The organism is Lapillicoccus sp., assembly GCF_046595215.1.
Classification (GTDB): Bacteria; Actinomycetota; Actinomycetes; order Actinomycetales; family Dermatophilaceae; genus Lapillicoccus.
On record NZ_JBKJPP010000035.1, the window covers coordinates 14,581 to 39,019 of the forward strand.

20 protein-coding genes are annotated in these 24,439 nt (G+C 72.3%); 17 read left to right on the top strand and 3 right to left on the bottom strand.

What is annotated here, in order from left to right; genetic code table 11:
• Position 1 precedes the first annotated feature (1 nt).
• From rpmF to ACLL9L_RS03300, 4 genes are read left to right on the top strand one after another with little or no spacing between them, the layout of a single operon-like run.
• Positions 2–196: a 50S ribosomal protein L32 gene (rpmF, locus tag ACLL9L_RS03285; protein ID WP_411283219.1), complete on the top strand. Its 195-nt coding sequence runs from the start codon at positions 2–4 to the stop codon at positions 194–196.
• Positions 197–209: 13 nt separating this feature from the next.
• Complete coding sequence (rnc, locus tag ACLL9L_RS03290; protein ID WP_411283220.1) at positions 210–959, top strand: ribonuclease III; 750 nt, start codon at positions 210–212, stop codon at positions 957–959.
• A gap of 40 nt (positions 960–999) precedes the next feature.
• Positions 1,000–1,884, top strand: coding sequence for a bifunctional DNA-formamidopyrimidine glycosylase/DNA-(apurinic or apyrimidinic site) lyase (gene mutM, locus ACLL9L_RS03295; RefSeq protein ID WP_411283221.1), 885 nt, complete (start codon positions 1,000–1,002; stop codon positions 1,882–1,884).
• Positions 1,881–3,836: a M3 family metallopeptidase gene (locus tag ACLL9L_RS03300; RefSeq protein ID WP_411283222.1), complete on the top strand. Its 1,956-nt coding sequence runs from the start codon at positions 1,881–1,883 to the stop codon at positions 3,834–3,836. Before mutM ends, ACLL9L_RS03300 begins: the two co-directional genes overlap by 4 nt.
• Before the next feature lie 20 nt (positions 3,837–3,856).
• On the opposite strand, the gene ACLL9L_RS03305 is transcribed toward ACLL9L_RS03300, so the two are convergent.
• Complete coding sequence (locus tag ACLL9L_RS03305; RefSeq protein ID WP_411283223.1) at positions 3,857–5,884, bottom strand: acyltransferase family protein; 2,028 nt, start codon at positions 5,882–5,884, stop codon at positions 3,857–3,859.
• A 171-nt stretch (positions 5,885–6,055) separates the two neighbouring features.
• On the opposite strand from ACLL9L_RS03305, the gene ACLL9L_RS03310 reads away from it, so the two are divergent.
• The 5 genes from ACLL9L_RS03310 (at position 6,056) to ftsY (ending at position 12,209) form a co-directional block, all read left to right on the top strand.
• Positions 6,056–6,337, top strand: coding sequence for an acylphosphatase (locus ACLL9L_RS03310; protein WP_411283224.1), 282 nt, complete (start codon positions 6,056–6,058; stop codon positions 6,335–6,337).
• Positions 6,338–6,464: 127 nt separating this feature from the next.
• Positions 6,465–6,761: a chorismate mutase gene (locus ACLL9L_RS03315; RefSeq protein WP_411283225.1), complete on the top strand. Its 297-nt coding sequence runs from the start codon at positions 6,465–6,467 to the stop codon at positions 6,759–6,761.
• A 179-nt stretch (positions 6,762–6,940) separates the two neighbouring features.
• A complete protein-coding gene (gene smc, locus ACLL9L_RS03320) occupies positions 6,941–10,543 on the top strand; it encodes a chromosome segregation protein SMC (protein ID WP_411283226.1) in 3,603 nt (1,200 codons plus the stop codon).
• A gap of 87 nt (positions 10,544–10,630) precedes the next feature.
• Positions 10,631–10,903 (top strand): hypothetical protein, encoded by a 273-nt coding sequence (locus ACLL9L_RS03325; protein ID WP_411283227.1) that lies wholly within the window; start codon positions 10,631–10,633, stop codon positions 10,901–10,903.
• Between the two features lie 79 nt (positions 10,904–10,982).
• Positions 10,983–12,209, top strand: coding sequence for a signal recognition particle-docking protein FtsY (ftsY, locus tag ACLL9L_RS03330; protein ID WP_411283228.1), 1,227 nt, complete (start codon positions 10,983–10,985; stop codon positions 12,207–12,209).
• 51 nt (positions 12,210–12,260) lie between these two features.
• Here the strand turns inward: ftsY and ACLL9L_RS03335 are convergent, their stop codons facing one another.
• The gene (locus ACLL9L_RS03335; RefSeq protein ID WP_411283229.1) at positions 12,261–13,160 is read right to left on the bottom strand and encodes an oxygenase MpaB family protein; all 900 of its coding nucleotides are present in this window, start codon (positions 13,158–13,160) and stop codon (positions 12,261–12,263) included.
• Positions 13,161–13,332: 172 nt separating this feature from the next.
• On the opposite strand from ACLL9L_RS03335, the gene ACLL9L_RS03340 reads away from it, so the two are divergent.
• Genes ACLL9L_RS03340 through ACLL9L_RS03350 form a run of 3 tightly spaced genes read left to right on the top strand, consistent with a single transcriptional unit; the run spans position 13,333 to position 17,599 of the window.
• Positions 13,333–14,847 (top strand): ammonium transporter, encoded by a 1,515-nt coding sequence (locus tag ACLL9L_RS03340; RefSeq protein ID WP_411283230.1) that lies wholly within the window; start codon positions 13,333–13,335, stop codon positions 14,845–14,847.
• Positions 14,844–15,182: a P-II family nitrogen regulator gene (locus ACLL9L_RS03345; protein ID WP_411283231.1), complete on the top strand. Its 339-nt coding sequence runs from the start codon at positions 14,844–14,846 to the stop codon at positions 15,180–15,182. Before ACLL9L_RS03340 ends, ACLL9L_RS03345 begins: the two co-directional genes overlap by 4 nt.
• Before the next feature lie 56 nt (positions 15,183–15,238).
• A complete protein-coding gene (locus tag ACLL9L_RS03350) occupies positions 15,239–17,599 on the top strand; it encodes a [protein-PII] uridylyltransferase (protein WP_411283232.1) in 2,361 nt (786 codons plus the stop codon).
• Positions 17,600–17,701: 102 nt separating this feature from the next.
• Here the strand turns inward: ACLL9L_RS03350 and ACLL9L_RS03355 are convergent, their stop codons facing one another.
• Positions 17,702–17,890 (bottom strand): hypothetical protein, encoded by a 189-nt coding sequence (locus ACLL9L_RS03355; RefSeq protein ID WP_411283233.1) that lies wholly within the window; start codon positions 17,888–17,890, stop codon positions 17,702–17,704.
• A gap of 529 nt (positions 17,891–18,419) precedes the next feature.
• Between ACLL9L_RS03355 and ffh the strand changes: the two genes are divergently transcribed.
• The 5 genes from ffh to ACLL9L_RS03380 all read left to right on the top strand — a co-directional run bounded on the left by ffh (position 18,420) and on the right by ACLL9L_RS03380 (position 24,426).
• Entirely contained in the window at positions 18,420–20,027 is a 1,608-nt protein-coding gene (gene ffh, locus ACLL9L_RS03360) for a signal recognition particle protein (RefSeq protein ID WP_411283234.1), read from the top strand.
• A gap of 95 nt (positions 20,028–20,122) precedes the next feature.
• Positions 20,123–21,520, top strand: coding sequence for a wax ester/triacylglycerol synthase domain-containing protein (locus tag ACLL9L_RS03365; RefSeq protein ID WP_411283235.1), 1,398 nt, complete (start codon positions 20,123–20,125; stop codon positions 21,518–21,520).
• 142 nt (positions 21,521–21,662) lie between these two features.
• The gene (locus ACLL9L_RS03370) at positions 21,663–22,103 is read left to right on the top strand and encodes a hypothetical protein (RefSeq protein ID WP_411283236.1); all 441 of its coding nucleotides are present in this window, start codon (positions 21,663–21,665) and stop codon (positions 22,101–22,103) included.
• Positions 22,104–22,189: 86 nt separating this feature from the next.
• Positions 22,190–23,278, top strand: coding sequence for an amidohydrolase family protein (locus ACLL9L_RS03375; protein ID WP_411283237.1), 1,089 nt, complete (start codon positions 22,190–22,192; stop codon positions 23,276–23,278).
• A 44-nt stretch (positions 23,279–23,322) separates the two neighbouring features.
• Positions 23,323–24,426, top strand: coding sequence for a GNAT family N-acetyltransferase (locus ACLL9L_RS03380; RefSeq protein ID WP_411283238.1), 1,104 nt, complete (start codon positions 23,323–23,325; stop codon positions 24,424–24,426).
• Positions 24,427–24,439: the final 13 nt, after the last annotated feature.

Genomic DNA, 24,439 nt, shown 5'->3' on the forward strand with positions numbered 1-24,439 from the left:
CGTGGCCGTCCCGAAGCGGAAGACGTCGCGATCCAATACCCGTTCGCGGCGCGCGAACTGGAAGGCGACCGCTGCCACGCTCACCACGTGCCCGCAGTGTGGTGCGAACATGCAGCCGCACATCGCGTGCCCGTCGTGCGGCACCTACAAGGGCCGTCACTACGCGACCGCCGAGCGCACCGAGCACCAGGCCTGAACGACGGCCACCCATGACGTCGGTGTCCGAGCCCCCGCGGCCGGTCGACGCGCTGGCCGACTACCTCCTCGAGGTGGTCGGTGAGCGGGTCGACGAGCCGCTACTGGGGCGTGCCCTGACGCACCGCTCGTACGCCTACGAGAACGGCGGCCTACCCAACAACGAGCGCCTCGAGTTCCTCGGTGACTCGGTGTTGGGGCTCATCGTGACCGACACCCTCTACCGGGCCCACCCCGACCTGCCCGAGGGACAGCTCGCCAAGCTGCGCGCGGCCGTGGTCAACATGCGGGCGCTCGCCGACGTGGCCCGCACCATCGACCTCGGCAGCTATCTGTTGCTCGGCCGCGGTGAGGAGTCCACCGGTGGGCGGGACAAGGCCTCGATCCTCGCCGACACCATGGAGGCCCTCATCGGCACCGTCTTCGTCTCCCTGGGCCTGCCGGCGGCCGGCGCCTTCATCCACCACCTCTTCGACCCCCTGATGGCCTCGTCGGCGACCCTCGGCGCCGCCCTCGACTGGAAGACCAGCCTCCAGGAGATCGCGGCCGCGACGTCGCTCGGCTCGCCCGAATACCGTGTGGAGGAGTCCGGGCCGGACCACGAGAAGACCTTCGTCGCCCGGGCGGTCGTTGGGGCCGAGGTGCTCGGGGAGGGCGCCGGCCGGAGCAAGAAGGAGGCCGAGCAGCGTGCCGCCGAGCAGGCCTGGTCCGCGCTCGACAGCCGACGCACCCTGGCCGCCAAGCTGGGCGTCCACCCCGCCTGAGGCACCCACCCGAGATGCCCACCTGAGATGCCCACCTGAGATGCCTGAGCTGCCCGAGGTCGAGGTCGTGCGACGTGGTCTGGCCGAGCACGTCGTCGGCCGACGGATCGAGCACGTCGAGTTCCGCGGGGCCCGCGTCGTGCGCCGGCACGTCCCCGGCGCGGCCGACCTCGCGGACCGGGTCGCGGGCGCCGACGTGGAGAGCGCGCGACGGCGCGGCAAGTACCTCTGGCTCGTCCTGCGGGCCCCAGACGGCCACAAGCAGGCCCTGCTGATGCATCTCGGGATGAGCGGCCAGCTCCTCGTCGAGCCGGCCGACGCCCCCGACGAGAAGCACCTGCACGCCCGGTTCACCTTCGCCGACGACGGCCCCGAGCTGAGGTTCGTCGACCAGCGCACCTTCGGCGGAATGTCACTGGCGGAGCTGCGCGAGGACGGCATACCGGAGACGGTGGGGCACATCGCGCCTGACCCGCTCGAGCAGGCTTGGGACGAGGCGGCCGTCGTCGCCCGGATGAGGGGCCGTGACAGCGCCGTCAAGCGGGCCCTGCTCGACCAGTCGCTGGTCTCCGGCGTCGGGAACATCTATGCCGACGAGGCACTGTGGCGCGCGGCGATCCACGGCGAGCGGCTCGCCTCCAGCCTGACGAAGCCCGCGCTGGCTCGGCTGCTGCGACACGCGCGCGACGTCATGCTCGAAGCCCTGGACCAGGGGGGGACGAGCTTCGACGCGCTCTACGTCAACGTCAACGGGGCCTCGGGCTACTTCGACCGGTCGCTCGACGCCTACGGACAGGAGGGCCGACCCTGCCGGCGGTGCGGGGCGCCGATCCGGCGCGAGGCGTTCATGAACCGCTCCTCCTACTCGTGCCCCCGGTGCCAGCCGCGACCGAGGCCGAGGCCGCCGGTTAGGATCCCTCGGTGAGCACCTCGCCCCTCTCGACCACGCCCCTCTCACCGTTACCGCTTCCCACCAACGACGAGGCGCAGGCCTGGCTCGACGAGCGGTGCCGGGTCAACCTCGGCGAGGCCCGCCGACTCGTCGACGAGATCAAGGGTGACCGGCCCACGGACGCGCTCGAGCTGCTGCGCCGGTGGAACCACGTGAGCACCGCCATCAGCAACGTCGCGTCCTGCTCCTCGCTCTTCAGCGAGGTCCACCCCGTCGAGGCCGTCCGCACCCGCGCCGAGGGGGCCATGCAGGAGGTCCAGAAGCTCGACACCGACCTCAGCCTCGACAAGGACCTCTACGAGGTGTTCGCCGCCGTCGACCCGTCCGGGCTCGATGAGCTCGCCGCCCGGGTCCTCGACAAGACCCTGCTGGACTTCCGTCGTGGAGGCGTCGACCGGGACGACGCGACCCGTGCGCGCGTGACGGAGCTCTCGGAACGGGCGATCGTCGTCGGGCAGGAGTTCAGCAAGAACATCCGTGACGACGTGCGCATCGTCCGGGTCACCCCCGACAAGCTCGACGGGCTGCCCCAGGACTGGATCGACGCGCACCCGGTGGGTGAGGACGGGCTCGTCACGCTGACCACCGACTATCCCGACGTCATCCCCTTCTCGACCTTCGGCAAGGACGCGGCGACGCGGCGCGACCTGCGGGTCACCTTCCTCAACCGGGCCTACCCCGCCAACGACGTCCTGCTCAAGGAGCTCTTCGAGATCCGTCGCGAGCACGCGAGCATCCTCGGCTACGCCAACTGGGCCGACTACGACGCCGAGGTCAAGATGATCAAGGACGGTGACGCGATCCCGACCTTCATCGACAAGATCGCGGCGGCGGCGCTGGAGTCCGGACAGCGCGACCGGGACGTCGTGCTCGCGCGGCTGCGGCAGGACGTGCCCGGAGCATCGACCATCGACGGCGCCGACCTGATGTTCTACGCCGAGGCGGTCCGCCGGGAGAACTTCGAGGTCGACGCCCAGACGGTGCGCACCTACTTCGACTTCGCACGGGTCCGCCAGGGCCTGCTCGACGTCACCGGCCGACTCTTCGGACTGACCTACCGCCCTGCGGAGGACGCCGTGCTCTGGGACGGCGACGTCGCGGCATACGACGTCTTCCTCGCCGGCACGCCCGAGGCGGAGGGTGAGGCGCTGGGCCGGATCTACCTTGACCTCCACCCGCGTGAGGGCAAGTACAAGCACGCCGCCCAGTTCGACCTCGTGCGGGGCGTCGCCGGGCGGCAGCTCGCCGAGGGCGTGCTCGTCTGCAACTTCCCCCGGGGGCTGATGGAGCACGACGACGTGGTGACGCTGTTCCACGAGTTCGGACACCTCGTGCACCACGTGCTCGCCGGGAGGGGGGAGTGGGTGCGCTTCTCCGGGGTGGCGACGGAGTGGGACTTCGTCGAGGCGCCGAGCCAGATGCTCGAGGAGTGGGCCTGGGACGCCGACATCCTGCGGACCTTCGCGGTCGACGCGTCCGGCAACCGGATCCCGGCCGAGCTGGTCGCGAAGATGCGCCGGGCGGATGACTTCGGCAAGGGCTACGACGCCCGGACCCAGATGTTCTACGCCTCGATGTCCTACTGGTTCCACGTCGAGACCCCCGCCGACCTCACCGAGCGCACCCGCGAGCTGCAGGCGAAGTACAGCCTCTTCCCCTACATCGAGGGCACCCACATGCCGGCGAGCTTCGGCCACCTGGAGGGCTACGGCTCGGGCTACTACACCTACATGTGGTCGATGGTCATCGCCAAGGACATGTTCAGCGCCTTCGACAAGGCCGACATGTTCGACCCCGAGGTCGCCGGGCGCTACCGGGACCGGGTGCTGGCCCGGGGCGGTCAGCAGGACGCAGCCGACCTCGTCGCCGGTTTCCTCGACCGGCCCTACACCTTCGACTCGTATGCCGCGTGGCTGGCTGAGTGACGGCCCACCAGTCGGTCGTGTCAGTAGGCGGGGAGGTCCTTCAGCGCGACCGTGACGCCGGTCTGGCGCTCGCTGAGCGCGGCCATGGCAGCGCGGACCGTCTTGGAGAACAGGTGCGCCCCGGTGATCCCGGGGTGGATGCCGTCGGACTGCAGGAGGTTTGGCTGAGCCCGGATCGCGGTGTTCCAGTCGGCGACGATGACGTTGGGCCGGGTCGCGGCAGCCCGGGCGACGGCGGCGTTGGCCTCGTCGATCCATGACGCCTTGCCGTAGATGTTGACGAGCACCACCATCCGGTCGGGGCCGAGCGCGTCGAGGACCTGACCGAGGACCGCCTCGTCGACGCCGGCGTTGGTGCCGAAGGCGAGGACGACCCCACGTCGCACGTCGGCGCCCCGCCCGGAGACCGCGGCGAGTCCGTCGCTCCAGCGCCGGTTGGACTTGCCGTCCATTCGCATGCCGGGGAAGTAGTACTCGAGAGCGTTCACGCTCGCGACCATCATCGAGTCGCCGAAGCCGTCGATCTGCGGCCCGGTGGGCATCGTCCAGACTCCGGCTGGCGGCACCGGACGGGTCGGCGCGGGCGCGGTGGTGCCCGGCGTCGGCGTGGAAGGCACCGGCGTGGGCGGCGCCGCAGCGGGTGTGGGCCCGGCGGTCGTCGGCCCGGATGGTGCGGGGAGGACCGCCCCGCCGCCGGGTGCGGCCGGCGAGCCCCCGGCATACGCAGAGTTGTCGTCGAGCAGACGCTGGGTCTCGCTGCGGTCGGGCGCCGTGAGGACGAGCACGGTGGTGACCACGAGCATCAGCGCGACGCTGCCGGCAACGACGCGGGGGACCTTCGTGAAGGGTGAGGCCATGCCCCGCCCGATCATCCGCGCGACCTCGCGGAAACCCCAGGCGCGGACGGGGGCCTCGACGAAGCGGTAGGACAGGTCGGCGAGCGCGAGGGTGACCAGGACGCACCACAGGCGGCTCGCGAGGTGGCCCGGGGTGCCGGGAGCGGTGCGGATGTCCTCCCCGACGATGACGATCACGGGCCAGTGCCAGAGGTAGATGCCGTAGGAGCGCCGGCCGACCCACCCGAGCACGGGGGCCCCCATGAGCCGGCGCCAGCGGGACGTCTCCTCGCCCACCGGCAGCAGCCCCGCGACGAGGACCGCGGTGGCCACCGAGGCGAGGGCGATGCCGCCGCGGAAGGTCAGCGGTGTCTCCTCCGTCAACGTCATGGCGAGGACCGCGAGGATCGCGAGGGACCCGGCGATGGCCGGTCGCCGCCAGCGCTGCCAGGCGTCCGTGCCGAGCCAGGCCCGGCGCGGCGAGGCCCAGGCGAAGGCCAGGGCAGCCCCGAGCATCAGGCCCATGAGGTGGGTGTCGGTGCCGTAGTAGACCCGGGTCGCGTCCCGGCCCGGGACGAACCACGCGGCCATCAGCGCCGTCGACACCGCCGCCGCAGCGAGGGTGAGGCCGAGGCGGACCCGCAGGGCCACGGCGGAGGCGACGAGCCCGGCGACGGCCAGCGGCCACAGCGCGTAGAACTGCTCCTCGACGGCCAGCGACCAGAAGTTCATGAACAGCTGCGGCGAGGTCTGGTCGAAATAGCTGCTCCCCGCGCCGATCTCGACCCAGTTCGTCGAGAAGGTCAGGGCGCCGGCGACCTGTCGGGGCAGGTGGACGAGCAGGTCGCGGTGGACCAGTCGGGCGACGAGGATGCTCACCGTCACGCACACGGCGAGCGCCGGCAGCAGCCGTCGCGCGCGCCGGACCCAGAAGCGCGTGAGGTCGATGGTCCCGCGGGTCGAGGCCTCGCGTTGCAGCAGCGAGGTGATGAGGAAGCCGGACACCACGAAGAACACGTCGACGCCGAGGAAGCCGCCGGGCAGCCACGCGGGGTCGAGGTGGTAGGCGACGACGGCGATGATGGCCAGGGCCCGCAGCCCGTCGAGCCCGTCCAGGTGGCTCATCGCACTGGTCGCGCGGGCGCGTGAGGTCGCCCCGCCATCGGCCGACACCGTTGCTCCCTGAGTGACCGTCCGCTCCAGCGTGGACACCAGCACCGTCCTCGTCCGTGGGTCCGCGGCGGCCAGCTGCCCGTGGTCGCCTCTTTTCGGAGCATAAGGAACCAGACCGGGTATGCCGTGCAGGCGCGCGGGGCGGTGGGCGGACGCCATGATCGACTCACTCGCTCGGCATCCTCCACGCCGCTGCGTATGGTCCACACCATGGAGCGCGCCACGATCTTCGTCCGCGGGCAGGTCCAGGGGGTCGGCTTCCGGTGGTGGACCCGGGCGCGTGCCCTGGAGCTCGGCCTCGTCGGCCATGCCCGGAACATGCCAGACGGACGGGTCGAGGTCGTCGCCCAAGGGGAGGGGGCGGCCATCGGCGGGCTCGTGGACCTGATCGGAGAACGGCCGAGCCGCACCGGGCGCCCGGGTGACGTCGCCGCAGTCGTCACCCAGTGGTCCGGGGCGCGCGGGGGCGTGACCCAGTTCGTCGCGAAGTAGCCGGGCCACGTCGGGCCGACCGGACGAGACGCAGTCCGGCGAGAAGGAGGAGGCATAGAACACTGCGTCAACCACGACGTGAGACGTGCCGACCAGCATCCGGGCGGCCCGGCATACCCTGTTGGCCGTGAGTGACGTCCCCCCGGAGCTGGCCAGGCTGCGCAGCAGCATCGACAACATCGACGCTGCCCTGATCCACCTGCTCGCCGAGCGCTTCAAGGCGACCCAGCAGGTCGGGGTGCTCAAGGCGGAGCGCTCGATGCCCCCGGCGGACCCGGGCCGGGAGGAGCAGCAGATCGCCCGCCTCCGCCAGCTCGCGCAGGAGGCGGGCCTCGACCCGATCTTTGCGGAGAAGTTCCTCGGCTTTGTCGTGGCCGAGGTCATCCGTCATCACGAGGACATCGCCGACCGGGTCCGGCCCTGACCCGCTCATGACGCGGCCGCCACCGACTTCACATCAGTCCCAGCAGCCCCTCCCGACCCTCGAACCACCGGGCCGTCCGGTTGCCGGGCCGGGCGCGATCTCGCCGGTAGGGTGAGCGGGATCGAAGCCGGCCGGACGCCCGTCCGTGCGGGCGCCGCCGCCGAGAGGGCCCTCCGCTCGTGTACGTCAAGAGCCTGACGCTCAAGGGCTTCAAGTCCTTCGCCTCCGCGACCAACCTGCGGCTCGAGCCGGGGATCACCTGCATCGTCGGCCCGAACGGCTCCGGCAAGTCCAACGTCGTCGACGCCCTCGCCTGGGTCATGGGCGAGCAGGGCGCGAAGTCGCTGCGCGGCGGCAAGATGGAGGACGTCATCTTCGCCGGCACGGCCGGTCGGGCCCCCCTCGGGCGGGCCGAGGTCACGCTGACGATCGACAACAGCGACGGCGCCCTCCCGATCGACTACACCGAGGTGACGCTCTCGCGCACGATGTTCCGCAACGGCGGCTCGGAGTACGCCATCAACGGGACGGCGTCCCGGCTGCTGGACATCCAGGAACTGTTGTCCGACAGCGGGATCGGCCGCGAGATGCACGTCATCGTCGGTCAGGGCCAGCTCGACGCGGTGCTGCGGGCGACTCCCGAGGAGCGGCGCGGCTTCATCGAGGAGGCCGCCGGTGTCCTCAAGCACCGCAAGCGCAAGGAACGTGCGCTGCGCAAGCTCGAGGCGATGGACCTCAACCTCACCCGCATCAACGACCTCACCGGCGAGATCCGGCGCCAGCTCGGCCCGCTCGGTCGCCAGGCGGAGACGGCCCGGCGGGCCGCGGTGATCCAGGCCGACGAACGCGACGCCCGGCTGCGGCTGCTCGCCGACGACCTCATCCAGCTCAGCTCGACGCTCGAGCAGGAGGTCGCCGACGAGACGGCGCTCATCGCCCGGCGGAGCGAGGTGGAGCAGGGTCTGACCGGCCTCGGCGCCCGGTTGGCCGCGCTCGATAGCGACGCCGAGCAGGCGCGCCCTGAGCTGACCCGGGCCCAGGAGCGCTGGTATGCCCTGGCCCGCCTGACCGAGCGGCTCGCCGCCACCGGCTCGCTCGCCGCCGAACGAGTCCGCCTCCTGTCCGAGGACGACCCTGCCGAGGAGGGCGCCGGGACATCCACCCGGGACCCCGAGCGGCTCCGGGCCCAGGCCGTCGAGGTCCGCAGCCAGCACGAAGCCCTGGCAGCCGAGATCGTCCGCGCGACGGAGGACCTCGAGGTTGCCGTCGTCGCCCGCGGCGAGGCCGAGCAGCTGTATGCCGCGGAGCAGCAACGCCTCTCGCGCGCCGCCCGGGCGGCGGCGGACCGTCGCGAGGGGCTGGCCCGCCTGGCCGGGCAGGTCGGCGCCAAGGCCTCGAGGATCGAGGCCGGCGAGGCCGAGATCGGTCGGTTGCGCACCAACGTCGAGCAGTCGCAGGCCCGGGCCGCCCGGGCAGAGCGGGAGTTCGCCACTCTCGAGGCGTCCATCGCCGTCGAGGAGGAGGGCGAGGAGGGGCTCGACACGACCTACGAGCAGACGGCGGCCGAGCTCGAGCGGCTCGAGGCCGGGCTCGAGGCGCTGCGCGAGAGCGAGCGCACGGCCGAGCGTGACCGTCAGTCCGGCGCCGCCCGGGCCGAGGCCCTGGAGCTCAGCCTGAGCCGAAAGGACGGTGCTGCCGCCCTGCTCGCCGCCGAGGACCAGGCCCACCGGATCACCGGGTCGGTCGCGTCGCTCCTGCAGGTCGAGTCCGGCCACGAGACGGCGATCGCGGCCGCTCTCGGCTGGGCCTCCGACGCCCTGGCCGTCGGCACGGTGGACGGCGCCCAGCGGGCGCTCGCCACCTTGCGGGCGCAGGATGCCGGGCGCGCCGGTATGCTTGTCGGCGAGTCCGCGAGGCCCACAGACCCCGCCTCGTGGCCGGCACTGCCCCCCCGGGCGCGCTGGGCCCGTGAGGTGATCTCCTGTCCCGCCGAGCTCCGACCGGCGGTGGAGCAGCTGCTCGACCGGGTCGCGCTCGTCGCCGACGTCGACGCCGCAGCTGCCCTCGCTCGCAGCGATGACGCCATCACCGCGGTCACCCCGGACGGCGACGTCGTCGCGCCCGGCTGGGTCCGGGGCGGCAGCTCCGCGGCGCCGAGCCTCATCGAGATCCAGGCCGCCGTCGACGAGGCGCGCGACCGGGTGGCCGAGGCGACCCGCCGCGGTGAGCAGGCGCGCTTCTCGATGGCGACCGTGCAGGCCGCGGTCACCGACGCCAATGACGCCGTCGAGGTGGCGCTGGATCGGCTCCACGACTCGGACGCGAAGATGTCGGCGGTCGCCGAGAAGCTGGGCGCTTTGGGGGTCGCCGTCCGCACGGCCCGCGCCGAGTCCGAGCGCACCACCCGCGCCATCGCGACCGCAGAGGGCGCCGTCGAGGCCGACCGCCACGAGCACGCCGCCCTCGCCGAACGGCTCGCCGCCGCGAGCGCCCCCACCGAGGACAGTGCCGAGGATGCCTCTCCCGCGGAGCGCGACCGCCTCGACGCCGCAGCGACGGCCGCTCGCACGCACGAGACGGAGCTGCGGCTGTCCCTGCGCACGCAGGAGGAGCGGGCCCGTGCCCTGCGCGACCGGGCAGGCTCGCTCGACGCCGCAGCCACGGCAGAGCTGCGTGCCCGCGAGCGCAGCGCCGCGCGTCGGCAACGTCGCCAGCGGGAGGCGACGGTGGCCGAAGCGGTGCGGGTCGGCGCGGCATACGCGACGAGGCTGCTGACGGTGGCCGCTGCACGGGCCGACACCCTGCGCCAGCATGCGGTGGCCGCGCGCACGGAGCTGGAGGCCGAGCTGGTGGTCCTGCGCAAGGAGATGGCGCTCCTGCAGGAGGAGCTGCGCCAGCTGACCGACTCCGTCCACCGCGACGAGGTGGCGCGCACGCAGCAGCGGCTGCGGATCGAACAGCTCGAGGCCAGGGCCGTCGAGGAGCACGGGATCGCGCCGGAGACGCTCATCGAGGAGTTCGGCCCGCACCAGCTGATCCCTGCCGTGCCCGACCCCGGCGCCACGGCGCAGGAACAGGCCACGGCTGCGGCCGGCGAGCCCCAGCCCTTCGTCCGGGAGGTCCAGGAGAAGCGGTTGCGTGTCGCCGAGCGCAGGCTCGGGGCGCTGGGACGGGTCAACCCGCTCGCGCTGGAGGAGTATGCCGCGCTCGAGGAGCGCCACACGTTCCTGACCACCCAGCTCGAGGACCTCAAGAACTCCAAGCGCGACCTGCTCGACATCGTCCGGGAGGTCGACGAGCGGGTCGAGAAGGTCTTCACCGAGGCCTTCCACGACACGGCCGCCCAGTTCGAGCGCGTCTTCGAGCGGCTCTTCCCCGGTGGTGAGGGGCGACTGGTCCTGACCGATCCGGACAACATGCTGACCACCGGCCTCGAGGTCGAGGCCCGGCCCCCGGGCAAGAAGATCAAGCGGCTGTCGCTGCTCTCCGGTGGTGAGCGCGCGCTCGTCGCGGTGGCCCTGCTGGTCGCGATCTTCAAGGCCCGGCCGTCGCCGTTCTACATCATGGACGAGGTCGAGGCCGCCCTCGACGACGCCAACCTCGGCCGGCTCCTCACCCTCTTCGAGGAGCTGCGCGACTCGAGCCAGCTCATCGTCATCACCCACCAGAAGAAGACGATGGAGATCGCCGACGCGCTCTACGGCGTGACGATGCGCGGTGACGGCGTGACCACCGTCGTGTCGCAGCGCATGCGGGACGTGGCGCGGGCCGAGTCGGCCTGAGGCGGTTGGCCCAGCCACGTCGTTGCCGGTCCGTCGGCCCGGGCGTGTCGATTTGGCGTCAACCCGAGGATGCGCGACCCTTAACGCATGATTGCGCTGGTTTTCGCCATGATCGTCTGCCTCGTGCTCGGCCTCGCGGTGGTCGCGGTTGTCGCCATCCCCGCGCGACGGGAGGGTCGTGACGTCCTCACAGCCCGTGGGGAGGACGTCGTCACCCGGGTCAGGGAGCGCACCGAGTCCGTGACGTCGGCGGCCCGGGAGAAGACCGGCGACCTCGTCGGCTCCACGCGCCCGAAGGCCCCCGATGCCGAGGCGCCGCAGGCAACGGGCCCCGAGGCAGAGAGCCGCCAGCAGGACTGACCCCAGCGCCCGCCCGCCCCAGAAGGCCGCCCCGCACCCCGCGGATGGCGGCCGTCTGCGTCCCCGGGCGCGTGCGAGGATGGGCCACGTGCTGGATCAACTCTGGGAAGTCATCGCCCTGCTCGTCGGGGTCGCCGTCGTCGCCGGCGCGGTCGTCGTCGGGTTCGTCCGCGGGCGCGGCGGTCGCGTCAAGGAGTCCGAGGCGCCGCTCACCGCGCAGCCGCGGGCGCCGGGTGTCACGCTGCCGCCGTCGGCCACCTTCGAGGGCAGTGACGTCGACGGCTCCGTCGCCACCAGACCGGATCCGGGTGCCGCCGCCGCTGCTCAGAGCGACGACAGCACGGTCCTCGAGGAGCCGCCCACCACGACCGTCGAGCGGCCCGAGTCGGCCCGCGGTCGACTGGCCCGCCTGCGGGCCCGGCTGGCGCGCAGCAACACGGCGATCGGCAACGCTCTGCTCGGGCTGCTCTCGCGCGGCGGCCTCGACGAGGCCGCCTGGGAGGACGTCGAGGACACCCTCATCGGCTCCGACCTCGGCGTCGAAGCCTCCGGCGAACTGGTCGCGCGCCTGCGCACCAAGGTCAAGATCGACGGGGCCACCGACGAGGCCACCGTCCGCGGCTGGCTCAAGGAGGACCTGCTCGACCTCGTCGACCCCACGATGGACCGCCGGATCGCGTCGTCGCGCGTTGACGGGCGACCGGCCGTGATCCTCGTCGTGGGCGTCAACGGCACCGGCAAGACGACCACCGTCGGCAAGCTGGCCCGGGTGCTCGTCGCGGAGGACCGTGACGTCGTGCTCGGCGCGGCGGACACCTTCCGTGCCGCAGCCGCCGACCAGCTCGAGACGTGGGGTGCGCGGGTGGGCGTGCCGACGATCCGCTCGGACCGCGACGGGGCCGACCCGGCGGCCGTCGCCTTCGACGCGGTCAGGGCGGCGACCGAGATCGAGGCCGACGTCGTCATCATCGACACCGCTGGTCGCCTGCACAACAAGGTCGGCCTGATGGACGAGCTGGGCAAGATCAAGCGGGTCATCGAGAAGCAGAGCCCGATCGACGAGGTGCTGCTCGTCCTCGACGCGACGACGGGGCAGAACGGCCTGCGCCAGGCCGAGGTCTTTGCCGACGCGGTCCACGTGACCGGCATCGTCCTGACCAAGCTCGACGGCACCGCCAAGGGCGGCATCGTCGTCGCCGTCCAGCGCAAGCTGGGCGTGCCGGTCAAGCTCATCGGCCTGGGCGAGGGACCGGACGACCTCGCGCCCTTCGACGCCGAGGCCTTCGTCGACGCCATCGTCGGCTGAGGACACGTCGTCGTCAAGGACGGCCCCGCCGGTTGACGCTGGCGCCCGGGGTCAGGCAGTGCGGGCGTTGCGGGGGTCCCTCGGGTCCGAGAGCGCCCACCTGACCGTGCGCACGGCCAGCCCCGCCAGCGGCGCCCCGACGACGCGCTCGGTGATCGGCAGCACCGGCAGGCGCAGCATCTCCTTGGCCCACATCGGCAGGAGCGCGACCGCGCCTCCGGCGAGGGCGGTGTAGCCGGCCCGGTTGGTCCAGGCGAGCGGCGGGTGGAGCAGGAGGAAACGGGCCGCCTCGAAGGCCTGGGGTGTGCTGACGAGCTCGGGGCGGTAGTCGTCCAGGACCCGTTGCAGGCCGGCCACGCTCGACGGTGGGTCGACGACGCCGAGGCGCCCGGCGACGATGCCGGACTGGGCGACGAAGCGGTCGGCCTCCTCCGGGGTGAGGGGCTCGCGGCCGTGCCGTTGGTGCGCCGCGAGGAAGCTGTCCGCCTCGGCCGCGTGGACCCAGCCGAGCAGGTGGGGGTCGGACGCGGCGTACGAGCGGCCGTCGGGGGCCTTGCCGCGCACCCGCTCGTGGATGCCCCTCACCATGGCGATCGCCCCCTCGGCGTCCGCGACGGTGCCGAAGGTCGTCGTGGCGAGGAAGGTCGACGTGCGCTGCAGCCGGCCCCAGGGGTCGGACTTGTAGCCGGAGTGGCCGGCCACCCCGGCCATGGCCAGCGGGTGCAGGGACTGCAGGAGCAGCGCCCGGATCCCGCCGACGAACATGGACGCGTCGGCATGGACCCGCCAGACGGGGTCGGTCTCGTCGAACCAGCGCTCACCCTCGGCCAGCCAGATCGCCTTGGCGCGTTCCTCGGCGTCGCTGCCCGCGACCTTGTCGCGAAGGGCGGTGGCCAGCCGGCGGCGGGCCTGCCGGGCGACCTGGTCGACGACGTCCGTGGGGGTGCTCATGTGGCTATCATGCCTCCCCCCTTCCCGCGTCCGGGGACCGGGACGGCATACCGCGCATTGCTGGACACTCCGCGTCGACGAAACCTGTTCCTAACAGACGGGGGGCTTTGCTTACACGCCCGTAACACGAGCCACGAGCAGCAGAAACGCGACCTCGCCAGAGTTGCCCGCCATGAGCACCCTTACCCTCGTCACGGCCGACACGCCGTTCATCGACAGCGGGAACACCGCCTGGGTCCTGGCAGCGGCAGCCCTCGTGCTGTTCATGACACCCGGCCTGGCCCTCTTCTACGGCGGCATGGTCCGCACCAAGAGCGTCCTCAACATGATGATGATGAGCTTCATCACCATGGGCACGGTCGGCACCGTCTGGATCCTGTGGGGATACAGCGAGAGCTTCGGCCCCGACATCGGCGGCGGCCTCCTCGGCAACCCGTTCGCCCACTTCGGCCTGAACGGCGTCCTCAACGCGATCTACGGCTACGTCCCGGCGAACGCGGCCGCCGGGACCGCCGCCGCGGGCGGGATCCCCGGCCCGGCCTTCGTGGCCTTCCAGGTGGTCTTCGCCATCATCGCTGTCGCCCTGGTCTCGGGTGCGGTCGCCGACCGGGTGAAGTTCACGACGTGGACGATCTTCACCGTCCTGTGGTCGTCCCTGGTCTACTTCCCTGCCGCCCACTGGGTGTTCGCCTTCAGCGGCTTCGCCGAAGAGAAGGGCGGATGGATCGCCAACAAGGCCGACGGGATGCTGTTCGGGGGCGTCGGTGCCTACGACTTCGCCGGTGGGACGGCCATCCACATCAACGCGGGCGTCGCCGGTCTCGCGCTGGCCATCCTCCTGCGCAAGCGGGTCGGCTGGCCCCGGGAGCCGATGCGCCCGCACAACCTCACCCTCGTCATGCTCGGTGCCGGCATCCTCTGGTTCGGCTGGTTCGGCTTCAACGCCGGCTCCGCCCTCAGCGCCGGCGCGCTGGCCTCCGGCGTCTGGGTCAACACCCTGGGGGCGACCTGCACCGCGATGCTCGGCTGGCTGCTGGTGGAGAAGGTCCGCGACGGCCACTACACCTCGCTCGGTGCCGCCTCCGGCGTGGTGGCCGGCCTGGTCGCCATCACCCCCGCCTGTGCGACCGTCTCCCCGATCGGGGCGCTCGTCGTCGGTCTCCTCGCCGGCGTCGGGTGCGCCCTCGCGGTGGGCCTGAAGTTCCGCTTCGGCTTCGACGACAGCCTCGACGTCGTCGGGGTCCACCTCGTCGGCGGACTCATCGGCACCCTCGCCATCGGCTTCCTCGCCACCGCCGAGGGCAGCCCGACGGGCGCCGCGGGCCTGACCATGAACGACGGCCTCTTCTACGGCGGCGGCGGCGCCCAGCTGTGGGCCCAGGCGCAAGGGGCGCTCGCCGTGCTCCTCTACTCCTTCGTCGTCACCTTCCTCATCGGGCTGTTGCTGCACAAGACCATCGGGTTCACGGTCACCGAGGACGACGAGGTCAGCGGCATCGACCTGGTCGAGCACGCGGAGACGGCCTACGACCTCGGCGGGTTCACCGGTGGCCGCGGCGGCGGCACCGGAGCCTTCGCCCAGGCCGGGATCACGCCCCGGCCCGCGCCAGTCGTGCCAGCGGCACCATCCGCGCCAGTCGTGCCACCCGAGAACGCCACGGACCGCAAGGAAGGAGCGTCGGCATGAAGCTCATCACGGCCATCATCAAGCCGCACCAGCTCGACGAGGTCAAGGAGGCCCTGGAGGCCTACGGCATCTCGGGAATGACCATCAGCGAGGCCAGCGGCTACGGACGACAGCGCGGGCACAGCGAGGTCTACCGCGGTGCGGAGTACACCGTCGACTTCGTGCCGAAGGTGCGCCTCGAGGTCCTCGTCGACGACCTCGACACCGGCAGCGTCATCGACGTCATCCTCAAGTCGGCCCAGACGGGTCGGATCGGGGACGGCAAGATCTGGTCGACGCCGGTCGACGACGTGGTCCGGGTCCGGACGGGTGAGCGCGGCCACGACGCGCTCTAGGCGACCGGCGACCGCCAGCACCGCCAGCACCGCAGACGAAGGACAGGACGACGATCATGACCGACGTCACCACCCGGCGACTGGACCTGGCCGGCACCCGGGGCTTCGCAGCCCCCGGTGCCGGCCCGGCCCGTCGGGCCGCCCTCGCCGACTTCGGCTTCCAGTGGCTCGGTGAGCTCTGGGGCGCGGCCAGCGAGGGCCGGCGCCTGCCCGGCGTCGCCCTCGCCGCCGTCGGGAGCCTGGCCCGTCGCGACGGGGGACCGCTCAGCGACTACGACCTCGTCCTGCTGCACCAGACCCGCGCCCTGGCCGGGAACGACCTGAACGCCCTCGCTGACCGGCTCTGGTATCCCATCTGGGACGAGGGCGTCAAGCTCGACCACAGCGTCCGCACCGTCAACCAGTGCCGCACCGTCGCCGGCGCCGACCTCTCGGCGGCCGTGGGCCTGCTCGACATCACCTTCGTGGCCGGCGACGAGGAGGTCGTCAACGCGGCCCGCTCCACCGTGGCCCATGACTGGCGAGCCAACGCCCGCACACGGCTGCCCCAGCTGCACGAGAGCATCATGTCGAGGCACGCCCGCCAGGGGGACCTCGCCCACCTGCTGGAGCCGGATCTCAAGGAGGCCCGCGGCGGGCTGCGCGACATGGCCGTCCTGCGGGCCCTGACCGCGGCCTGGCTCGCCGACCGACCCCACGGAGCGGTCGACGCGGCATACCAGCAGCTGCTGGACGTGCGCGATGCCGTGCACGTCGTGACCGGGCGCGGACGTGACCGCCTCGGTCGGGAGGACCACGACGCCGCCGCGGCCCTCCTCGGCTACACCGACTCCGACCTGCTGCTCACCGACGTCTCGAGCGCGGCCCGGGTCATCGGCTACTCCCTCGACGGGACCCTGCGTCGTGCCGCCCAGGCCCAGCGGGCCCGCACCCTGCGCGTCGGTCCACGGCGACCGCGCCTGACCCCCCTCGGCTACGGCCTCTTCCTGCACGACGGCGAGGCCGTGCTCGGCCCCGGCGTCGATGCCGGGCAGGACCCCCACCTGGTGCTGCGGGCCGCCCTGGTCGCAGCCCGCAACGGGGTCACCATCGCGCCGACGACCCTGGCGAACCTTGCCGCGAACTGCCCGCCGATGCCGCAGCCCTGGCCCGCCACCGCCCTCGCCGCGCTCGGCGACCTGCTCGCCACGGGTCCCGGCCTGGTGGCGGTCTGGGAGGGCCTGGACCTCGCCGGCGTCATCGAGCGGTGGATCCCCGAGTGGGCGCAGGTGCGCAGCCGCCCGCAGCGCAACGCCGTCCACCGGCACACGGTCGACCGACACCTCATCGAGACCGTCGTGCGCGCCAGCGGCCTCCTGCGCGAGGTCGCCCGCCCGGACATCCTCCTGCTCGCCGCCCTGCTCCACGACATCGGCAAGACCCCTGGAGCCCGCGACCACTCCGAGGTCGGCGCCCCGATCGCCGACGCGGTGCTGCGCCGGCTCGGCGTCGAGGACGGGGACCGCGAGCTGGTCGTGCGCCTCGTGCGCGAGCACCTGACCCTGATCGACCTCGCCACCCGACGGGACTGCGACGACCCGCAGACCATCGCCGCCGTCTCCGAGGCCGTCGGCGGGAGCCTGGCCACCCTGGACCTCCTCCGGGCGCTGACTGAGGCCGACGCCAGCGCTGCCGGGCCCGCGGCCTGGACCGACTGGAGGGCCAACTTGCTGGACAAGCTCGTCACCTCCGCGCGGACCGCCCTCGCCGAGGGCGCTGCACCCATGGAGTCCTTCAAGGAGGCCGAACCGGTGTCGGAGGAGATCCAGAACAGGATCGTCATCGGCCAGGCCCACGTGGTCGTCACCCCGCTCGGGGGGGCCCACCGCGTCGACGTCCACGACCGCGACAGGTTGGGCCTCTTCGCTGACACCGCCGGGCTCCTCGCGGCCCAGGGGCACATCGTGCGGTCCGCCGTCGTGCGTACCGTGGACGGCATCGCCGCCAACGAGTGGCACGTCGAGACGCCCGGCAACGACGCTCCCGACGAGGCCGCGATCACCAGGGGGCTGATGCGCCTGTCCGAGGGGGACCGGGAGCCGCTGGCGATCCTCAACCGACGGCAGCGGGCGTCCGCGTCCGACAGCTCCCGGGCCTCGTCCGGTGCCCCCGGCCAGACCCGTGCGATGGTCATCTCGCACGCCTCCGACACGGCCACGGTCATCGAGGTGCGGGCCGCCGACCGCCCGGGGCTGCTCCATGACATCGGGATCACCCTCGCCCGGGCGAGCCTCAGCGTGCGGAGCGCACACATCGCGACGTATGCCGGGCAGGCACTGGACACGTTCTATGTCACCGAGTTCGGGGGACGCCCGCTGCCACCCGCCCGCGTCGCGCAGGCCGTCTCGATGATCATCGACACCTGCGACGGTGAGTGACCCACGACGGTGCGGATCCCGCATACCCCGGCCTGCGTCCGAGGAGGTGGTTCCCACCACGCGCAAGGCTCGGCCGCGAGGGGTCTGGGCGGTCTGACCCGGTTACTCGGGCGGTACCGCGAACTCGCAGCGAGTCCTGGTGGCGCGGGTCAGTCTGGCGTCGAGAGTGGCCAGTCTCGCTCCCAGGGTTTCGGCCAGCGCGACGTACCACGCGAGGTGGGCGGTGATGGTCGATCGCAGCTCCCACACCCGGGCTGCACACAGGCTGTAGGGGAGGAGCTCGAGCCGCAACGACCGAAGATCCTCGTGCGCCAGCGTCGCAGCATCGGCAGAAGTCTCGCCCGCCAGCGCTGCGCGTCGCAGGACGTTGGTGACCTCGACGGCATGAGGTGCGGAGCGGCGTGGCGGCCGGAGGCCAGCAGTGCCTCCGGCCAGGACCCGACGGGGCCTCGGTCGAGGAGCGCGGCAACCACCACGGATGAGTCGACGACAGCGTCGGTCACGCGCGGCCGGCCTCGCGATGGGCGAGGATCCGGTCGGCGCTCATCGAACTGCTGGTAGCGACCATTCGGGCTCGGACCCTGGCGACCCTCACCTCGCCATCGGGCGCGCTGGCGAGCCCGACCAGCCGCGCACGAAAGGGACTCCTGGAGGGAGCGACCGGTCGCCCCCGCGCGGGCAGCCCGCACGACCACTGACATTCTGCGTCCGGCCGTCTTGCGTCCGGCGTCGAGGTGCCCCGAGCGACCGTGGTGCCGGACGCGACGCGAGGAACCCGGTGGATGCCGGGGCCACCTCCGCGGGAAGTTAAGGTTCACTGGTGTTCAACTCACTCTCCGACCGGCTGACCGCCACCTTCGCCGGGCTGCGCGGCAAGGGCAGGCTGTCCGAGTCCGACGTCAACCGGGCACTGCGCGACATCCGGCTCGCCCTGCTCGATGCGGACGTGGCCCTGCCGGTCGTCAAGGCCTTCGTCGGCGCGGTCCGGGAGCGGGCGCTCGGGGCCGAGGTCAGCGGGGCGCTCAACCCGGCCCAACAGGTTGTCAAGATCGTCAACGAGGAGCTCATCGGCATCCTCGGCGGTGAGACGCGCACCATCCGCTATGCCAAGAACCCGCCCACCGTCATCATGCTCGCGGGCCTGCAGGGCTCGGGCAAGACGACCCTCGCCGGCAAGCTCGGTCGGTGGCTGAAGGACCAGGGGCACACGCCGCTGCTCGTCGCCGCCGACCTCCAACGGCCCAATGCCGTGACCCAGCTCCAGGTGGTCGGGGAGCGTGCTGGCGTCCCCGTCTTTGCCCCCGAGCGCGGCAACGTCGGCGGCCACGACGCCGTCACCGATTCGCGCCTGGGCACCCGCTCCTTCGGTGACCCCGTGTCCGTCTCGCGAGCGGGGATCGAGCAGGCCCGGGCAAAGCAGCACGACGTCGTCATCGTCGACACGGCCGGCCGGCTCGCCGTCGACGCCGACCTCATGCAGCAGGCCGCCGACATCCGCGCCGCGATCGAGCCCGACGAGGTCCTCTTCGTCATCGACGCGATGATCGGCCAGGCCGCCGTCGAGACGGCGCTCGCCTTCCAGGAGGGCGTCGACTTCACCGGTGTCGTGCTGTCGAAGCTCGACGGCGACGCCCGCGGTGGCGCGGCCCTGTCGGTCGCGACGGTGACCGGCCGGCCGATCATGTTCTCCTCGATCGGGGAGGGCGCCAAGGACTTCGAGGTCTTCCACCCCGACCGGATGGCCAGCCGGATCCTCGACATGGGCGACGTCCTCACCCTCATCGAGCAGGCCGAGAAGGCGTTCGACTCGGGCGAAGCCGACGAGATGGCCCGCAAGTTCCTCGCCGAGGAGGACTTCACCTTCGACGACTTCCTCCAGCAGATGTCAGCCATCAAGAAGATGGGCTCGCTCAAGTCGATGCTCAAGATGATGCCGGGCATGCAGGGGATGCGTGACCAGCTCGACTCGCTCGACGAGCGCGAGTTCGATCGGGTCGAGGCGATGGTCCGCTCGATGACGCCGTTCGAGCGCACCCACCCCAAGCAGATCGACGGCTCCCGCCGCTCGCGGATCGCCAAGGGCTCAGGGGTCTCGGTGTCCGAGGTCAACCAGCTCCTCGAGCGGTTCCGCGAGGCCCAGAAGATGATGAAGAGCCTCGCCCGGGGTGGCGGCGGTGGCCTGCCGGGGATGCCCGGCATCCCCGGGTCGCGCAAGGGCAAGCAGGCCTCCCCCCCGCGCAAGAAGTCCAAGAGCGGCAACCCGGCCAAGCGCGCCGCCGACGAGCGGGCCGCAGCCGACAAGGCTGCGGGCGCCCGCACCACGGCCGCGCAGAGTGCCTTCGGTATGCCGGGTGGGGCCGGCGCGGCAACGCCGGAGCTCGACCCGGCAAACCTCCCCAAGGGCTTCGAGAAGTTCCTCAACCGCTGAGGGCTCGAGCCGAACCGGGGCCAGGCCCCGGTGTGGGCACGGCGCGGGACCTTCGCCCCGGACGGGAGGACGTTCCTGCGGCTTACGGTGCGGGTGTGACCATCGATCGTGCGACTGGGAACGACGTCGTCCAGCTCGGGGCCGACCGGGGGTCGGTCCCGGCGAACATCGGGGTCATCCTCGTCTTCGACCCGGTGACCGCTCCGCCGATCGGTCACCTGAGCGACGTGCTCGACGGCAGGGTCCGCACCGTGCCGAGGTTGGTCCGCCGACTCGTCGCCACGCCGTGGGGATGCGGGCGGCCGGTCTGGGTGGCCGACCCGGGCTTCCGGCTCGGGCGTCACCTCGACGTTGCCGGTGGCCCCGGGACGGCTGACGACGTGGGTGACCGGGCGGGCGTGGGGCGCACGGAGGGACCCCGCTACCACGAGGCCGCCATGCGCCTGATCCTGCAGCGGCTGCCGCGAGACCGACCGCTCTGGAGGGCACGGGCATACACCGACGAGCAGGGCCGCGTCTCGGCGCTGGTCCTGGTGATGCACCACGCGCTCGCCGACGGGGTCAGCGGGCTGGCCGTCCTGCGTGCGCTTGCCGACCATCCGGGTCAGGACGAGCCTCCGCCCGCGGTGGCGAGCGCTCCCGCGTCGGCGATGACCCTTGCCCGGGACGCGTGGGCCGGACGGGCGCGGGCGCTCGCCCGAGCGCCCCATACGTGGCGCAGCGCTGCTGCAGGGGTGAGGGAGCTCGGTCTCGGCCACCCCTCGTCGGCCCGCCCCCGGACGGCAGGTCGCTGCAGCCTCCTGACGCCGACCAGCGCGCACCGTCGGGCCGACGTCATCGACCTTGACCTCGCCGCCGTGAACCGCGCGGCCCGGGCAGCGGGGGTCACCCTCAACGACCTCGTCCTCGTGGCCGTGTCCGGCGCCCTCGGCGCACTGCTGCGCGAGCGCGGCGAACACCTCGACTCGGTCATGGTCTCGGTCCCGGTGTCCAGTCGCGCGACGACGTCCGCAGGCCACCTCGGCAACGAGGTCGGAGCGCTGCTCGTGTCCGTCCCGCTCGCTGGGGATCAGGCGAGCCGGCTGCGAGCCATCACCGCGCAGACCTCGCGGCTCGGCCGGACGTCGGCGCGGGGAGGGTCTGCCGGGCTGCTCGCCCCGGCCTTCCGGCTGCTCGCTGTGACCGGGTTGTTTCAGTGGTTCACGCGACACCAATGGTTCGTCCACACCTTCGAGACCAACCTGAAAGGTCCCGCTGCTGCGCTCAGCGTGGCTGGAGGCCGGGTCTCGGCGATCGTCCCCGTGGCCGTCACCCCGGGCAACGTGACGGTCTCCTTTGACGTCCTCTCCTATGCGGGTCGGCTGGTGGTGACCGTGGTCTGCGACCCCGACCATGTCCCCGAACACGCCCTGGTCGCCGCCGTGCTCCGGCAGGAGGTGGAGGCGGCGGGCGCCGGCACCCTCCCCGCGCCCCCGATGTTGTCCGAACGGTGACCTCCCGGCGCGTTGGCTGCGTTAGGTTTTCCCCCATCGGAGATCGGCTCCGGCGGATTCCTTGGAGGACGCGATGACCCAGCCAAACCAGGATGCTATCGAGTGCCCGCCCGCGGCCCACGGCGTCCCTCGGCGCAGGCCCATGAGACCTCTGGTGCTCGCGGTCCCTGTTGCCCTGCTCTCCCTCGTCGGCGCCTGTGGCAGCAGCTCCACCCCGGCGAACGGACCGGCGGCCGCGGCGTCCAGCGCCCCGTCCAGCGCCCCGTCCTCCTCCTCCTCCTCGGGCGGCGGGGCCGCCGCGGGGGTCCTGACCGGCAGCGTCGGCGAGGGTGACGCCTACGTGATCACGCTCATGGACAGCACCGGTGCACCGGTGACCAGCCTCAAGGCGGGCAGCTACACGGTGAAGGTCAAGGACGCGTCGAAGATCCACGACTTCCACCTCAGCGGCCCGGGAGTGGATCAGAAGACCACCGTCCCGGAGGTCACCGAGGCGAGCTGGACCGTGACGCTGCAGGCCGGCACCTACACCTACAAGTGCGACCCGCACCCCAAGATGACGGGGTCGTTCACCGTCACCTGACCGGCAACCCCCATCTCGAGGGGGGAGCGGCGCGGCGTGAGCAGGCACCTCTGTTCACCAGCCGCTGTTCCCGTATCTTGCTGCTCATGAGCCATGACGTGCTGCACATCGAGGGCGAGATCCTCGTCGGTCCGGACGACACCCGGCCCGACGTCTGGGTCGTCGACGGCCGGATCTCGTATGCCGCGCCCGGTGCGGGCGCCGACGTCCAGACCGTGCGGGGCTGGGTCCTGCCCGGTCTCGTGGACGCCCACTGCCACGTCGGGCTCGACGCCCACGGTGCGGTGGACGCCGAGACCGCGCAGGCGCAGGCGCTGCGGGATCGGGCCGCGGGCACCCTGCTCATCCGAGATGCGGGCTCGCCCAGCGACACCCGCTGGGTCGACGAGCGCGACGACTTGCCCCGGATCATCCGCGCCGGGCGCCACATCGCCCGGACCCGGCGCTACATCCGCAACTTCGCCCACGAGGTCGAGCCCGACGAGGTGGTCGCCCACGTGCGTGCCCAGGCACGCCTCGGAGACGGCTGGGTCAAGCTCGTCGGCGACTGGATCGACCGGGACCACGGGGACCTCTCGCCCTCGTTCCCCCGGGAGACGGTCGTTGCGGCCGTGGCTGCCGCCCACGAGGAGGGCGCCCGGGTCACGGCGCACTGCTTCGGTGAGGAGTCGCTGCAGGACTTCGCGGCGGCGGGCACGGACTGCATCGAGCACGCCACCGGGCTGGAACCGGAGACGATCAACGCCTTTGCGGCGCAAGGGATCGCGATCGTCCCGACCCTGATCAACATCGCGACCTTCCCGGAGCTGGCGGCTCCGGCCCAGGAGCGTTTTCCCCGCTACCACGAGCACATGCTCGACCTGCACCGCCGCCGCTACGACACCGTCGCCTCCGCCCACGACGCCGGGGTGCCGATCTACCTCGGGACCGATGCCGGCGGGTCGCTCTCGCACGGCCTGGTGGCGCAGGAGGCGCTGGAGCTCGGTCGGGTCGGCATGAGCGCCCGCGACGTCCTCTCGTCGACCACCTGGGGCGCGCGCCAGTGGCTTGGCCGCCCCGGTCTCGAGGACGGAGCACCAGCGGATTGTGTTGTCTACGAGGAGGATCCGCGCGAAGACCTGCGGGTGCTCGGCTCTCCCAGCGTCATCGTGCTACGGGGAGCGATGGTCGGGTGAGTCCCGGGATGCACCCACTGCGTGCCGACGGGGAGCGCGTGTGGGTGGCCTCAGCCACGGCCGACGACGCCCCGGCATACGCCCGGGCGGTCCGTGGCTCCCGCGGCCGCATCGCGGTCTGGAACCCCGTCGACGACGCGCTCGAGCCGCTCCTGCGAGCCCAGTCGCCCTCTGTGCGCACGCTGCTCGTCCACGCACGCACCCCCGTCGGCGACCACGACCTCGTCGGCAAGGTGACCCTCTCCGACATCGTGCTGCGCCGCTTCCGCAGTGCGGCGCTCGGCTATGACGCCTATGACCCCTATGCCGGGAGGGGACTCTTCGCCGAGGGGCTAGGGCTCGTCCTCGACCTCGCCCTCGGCCCCGAGCCCGCGGGTCTCGGGCTGCACCGGGTCGAGGCCAGCGTCCAGCCCGGCAACGTCCGCTCGGCCGGTCTGCTGCGCCGGCTCGGCTTCACGCACGAGGGGTTCTCACCGGGCATGCTCTACCTCCCCGACGCCAGGGGGGAGGAGCGCTGGCGAGACCAGGACCGGTATGCCGTGCTGTCCAGTCAGTGGCCCGCGGCGCCCTTCCGTCGGACCGGTCTGCGGCGGATCGTGGCCCTGGTCAACGGAGTTCCCGGATCGGGCAAGACGAGCCTGGCGCGGGCGCTCGCGGCAGAGCTGGGACTGCCCCTCTACAGCAAGGACGTCGTCAAGGAGGGGGTGGCTGACGCCCTGCCGGCGGACGTCGTCGCCGAGCACGGGAGCGGGCGGTCGGCCCTGGGGGCTGGTGCGAGCATGGCGATGTGGGCGATGCTGCGCGAGTCGCCCGGGGGAGGGATCGTCGAGTCGTGGTTCTGGCCCGATGACGCCGATCTGGTCCGGGCCGGTGTCGCAGTCGCAGGAATCGACGTCGAGGCGGTGCCCGAGGTGTTCTGCGAGGTGCCGGTGAGCATCGCGCGCGAGCGGGACCGCACCCGCCGCGAGGCGCGGCAACGGCATCCGGTGCACGGCGCCCAACCCCCCTCCGACGAGTGGTGGGACCGGATCGGCCAGTCGGCGCGGCCACTGGGACTGGGGCCCGTGATCACCATCGACACCTCGCGACCCGTGCCCGCGGGAGTTGTCGCCGACCTCGCCCTGCGCATCCGTGCCGCGGCCGGCTGAGGACGGTCACCGG

Bases quoted from the DNA above. Each gene is read 5' to 3' on its own strand.
- ACLL9L_RS03335 (WP_411283229.1), bottom strand. From the start codon at position 13,160: ATGAGCACCCCCACGGACGTCGTCGACCAGGTCGCCCGGCAGGCCCGC.
- ACLL9L_RS03375 (WP_411283237.1), top strand. From the start codon at position 22,190: ATGAGCCATGACGTGCTGCACATCGAGGGCGAGATCCTCGTCGGTCCG.
- ACLL9L_RS03370 (WP_411283236.1), top strand. From the start codon at position 21,663: ATGAGACCTCTGGTGCTCGCGGTCCCTGTTGCCCTGCTCTCCCTCGTC.
- ACLL9L_RS03310 (WP_411283224.1), top strand. From the start codon at position 6,056: ATGGAGCGCGCCACGATCTTCGTCCGCGGGCAGGTCCAGGGGGTCGGC.
- ACLL9L_RS03340 (WP_411283230.1), top strand. From the start codon at position 13,333: ATGAGCACCCTTACCCTCGTCACGGCCGACACGCCGTTCATCGACAGC.
- rnc (WP_411283220.1), top strand. From the start codon at position 210: ATGACGTCGGTGTCCGAGCCCCCGCGGCCGGTCGACGCGCTGGCCGAC.
- ACLL9L_RS03325 (WP_411283227.1), top strand. From the start codon at position 10,631: ATGATTGCGCTGGTTTTCGCCATGATCGTCTGCCTCGTGCTCGGCCTC.
- ACLL9L_RS03345 (WP_411283231.1), top strand. From the start codon at position 14,844: ATGAAGCTCATCACGGCCATCATCAAGCCGCACCAGCTCGACGAGGTC.
- ftsY (WP_411283228.1), top strand. From the start codon at position 10,983: ATGGGCCACGTGCTGGATCAACTCTGGGAAGTCATCGCCCTGCTCGTC.
- ACLL9L_RS03350 (WP_411283232.1), top strand. From the start codon at position 15,239: ATGACCGACGTCACCACCCGGCGACTGGACCTGGCCGGCACCCGGGGC.
- mutM (WP_411283221.1), top strand. From the start codon at position 1,000: ATGCCTGAGCTGCCCGAGGTCGAGGTCGTGCGACGTGGTCTGGCCGAG.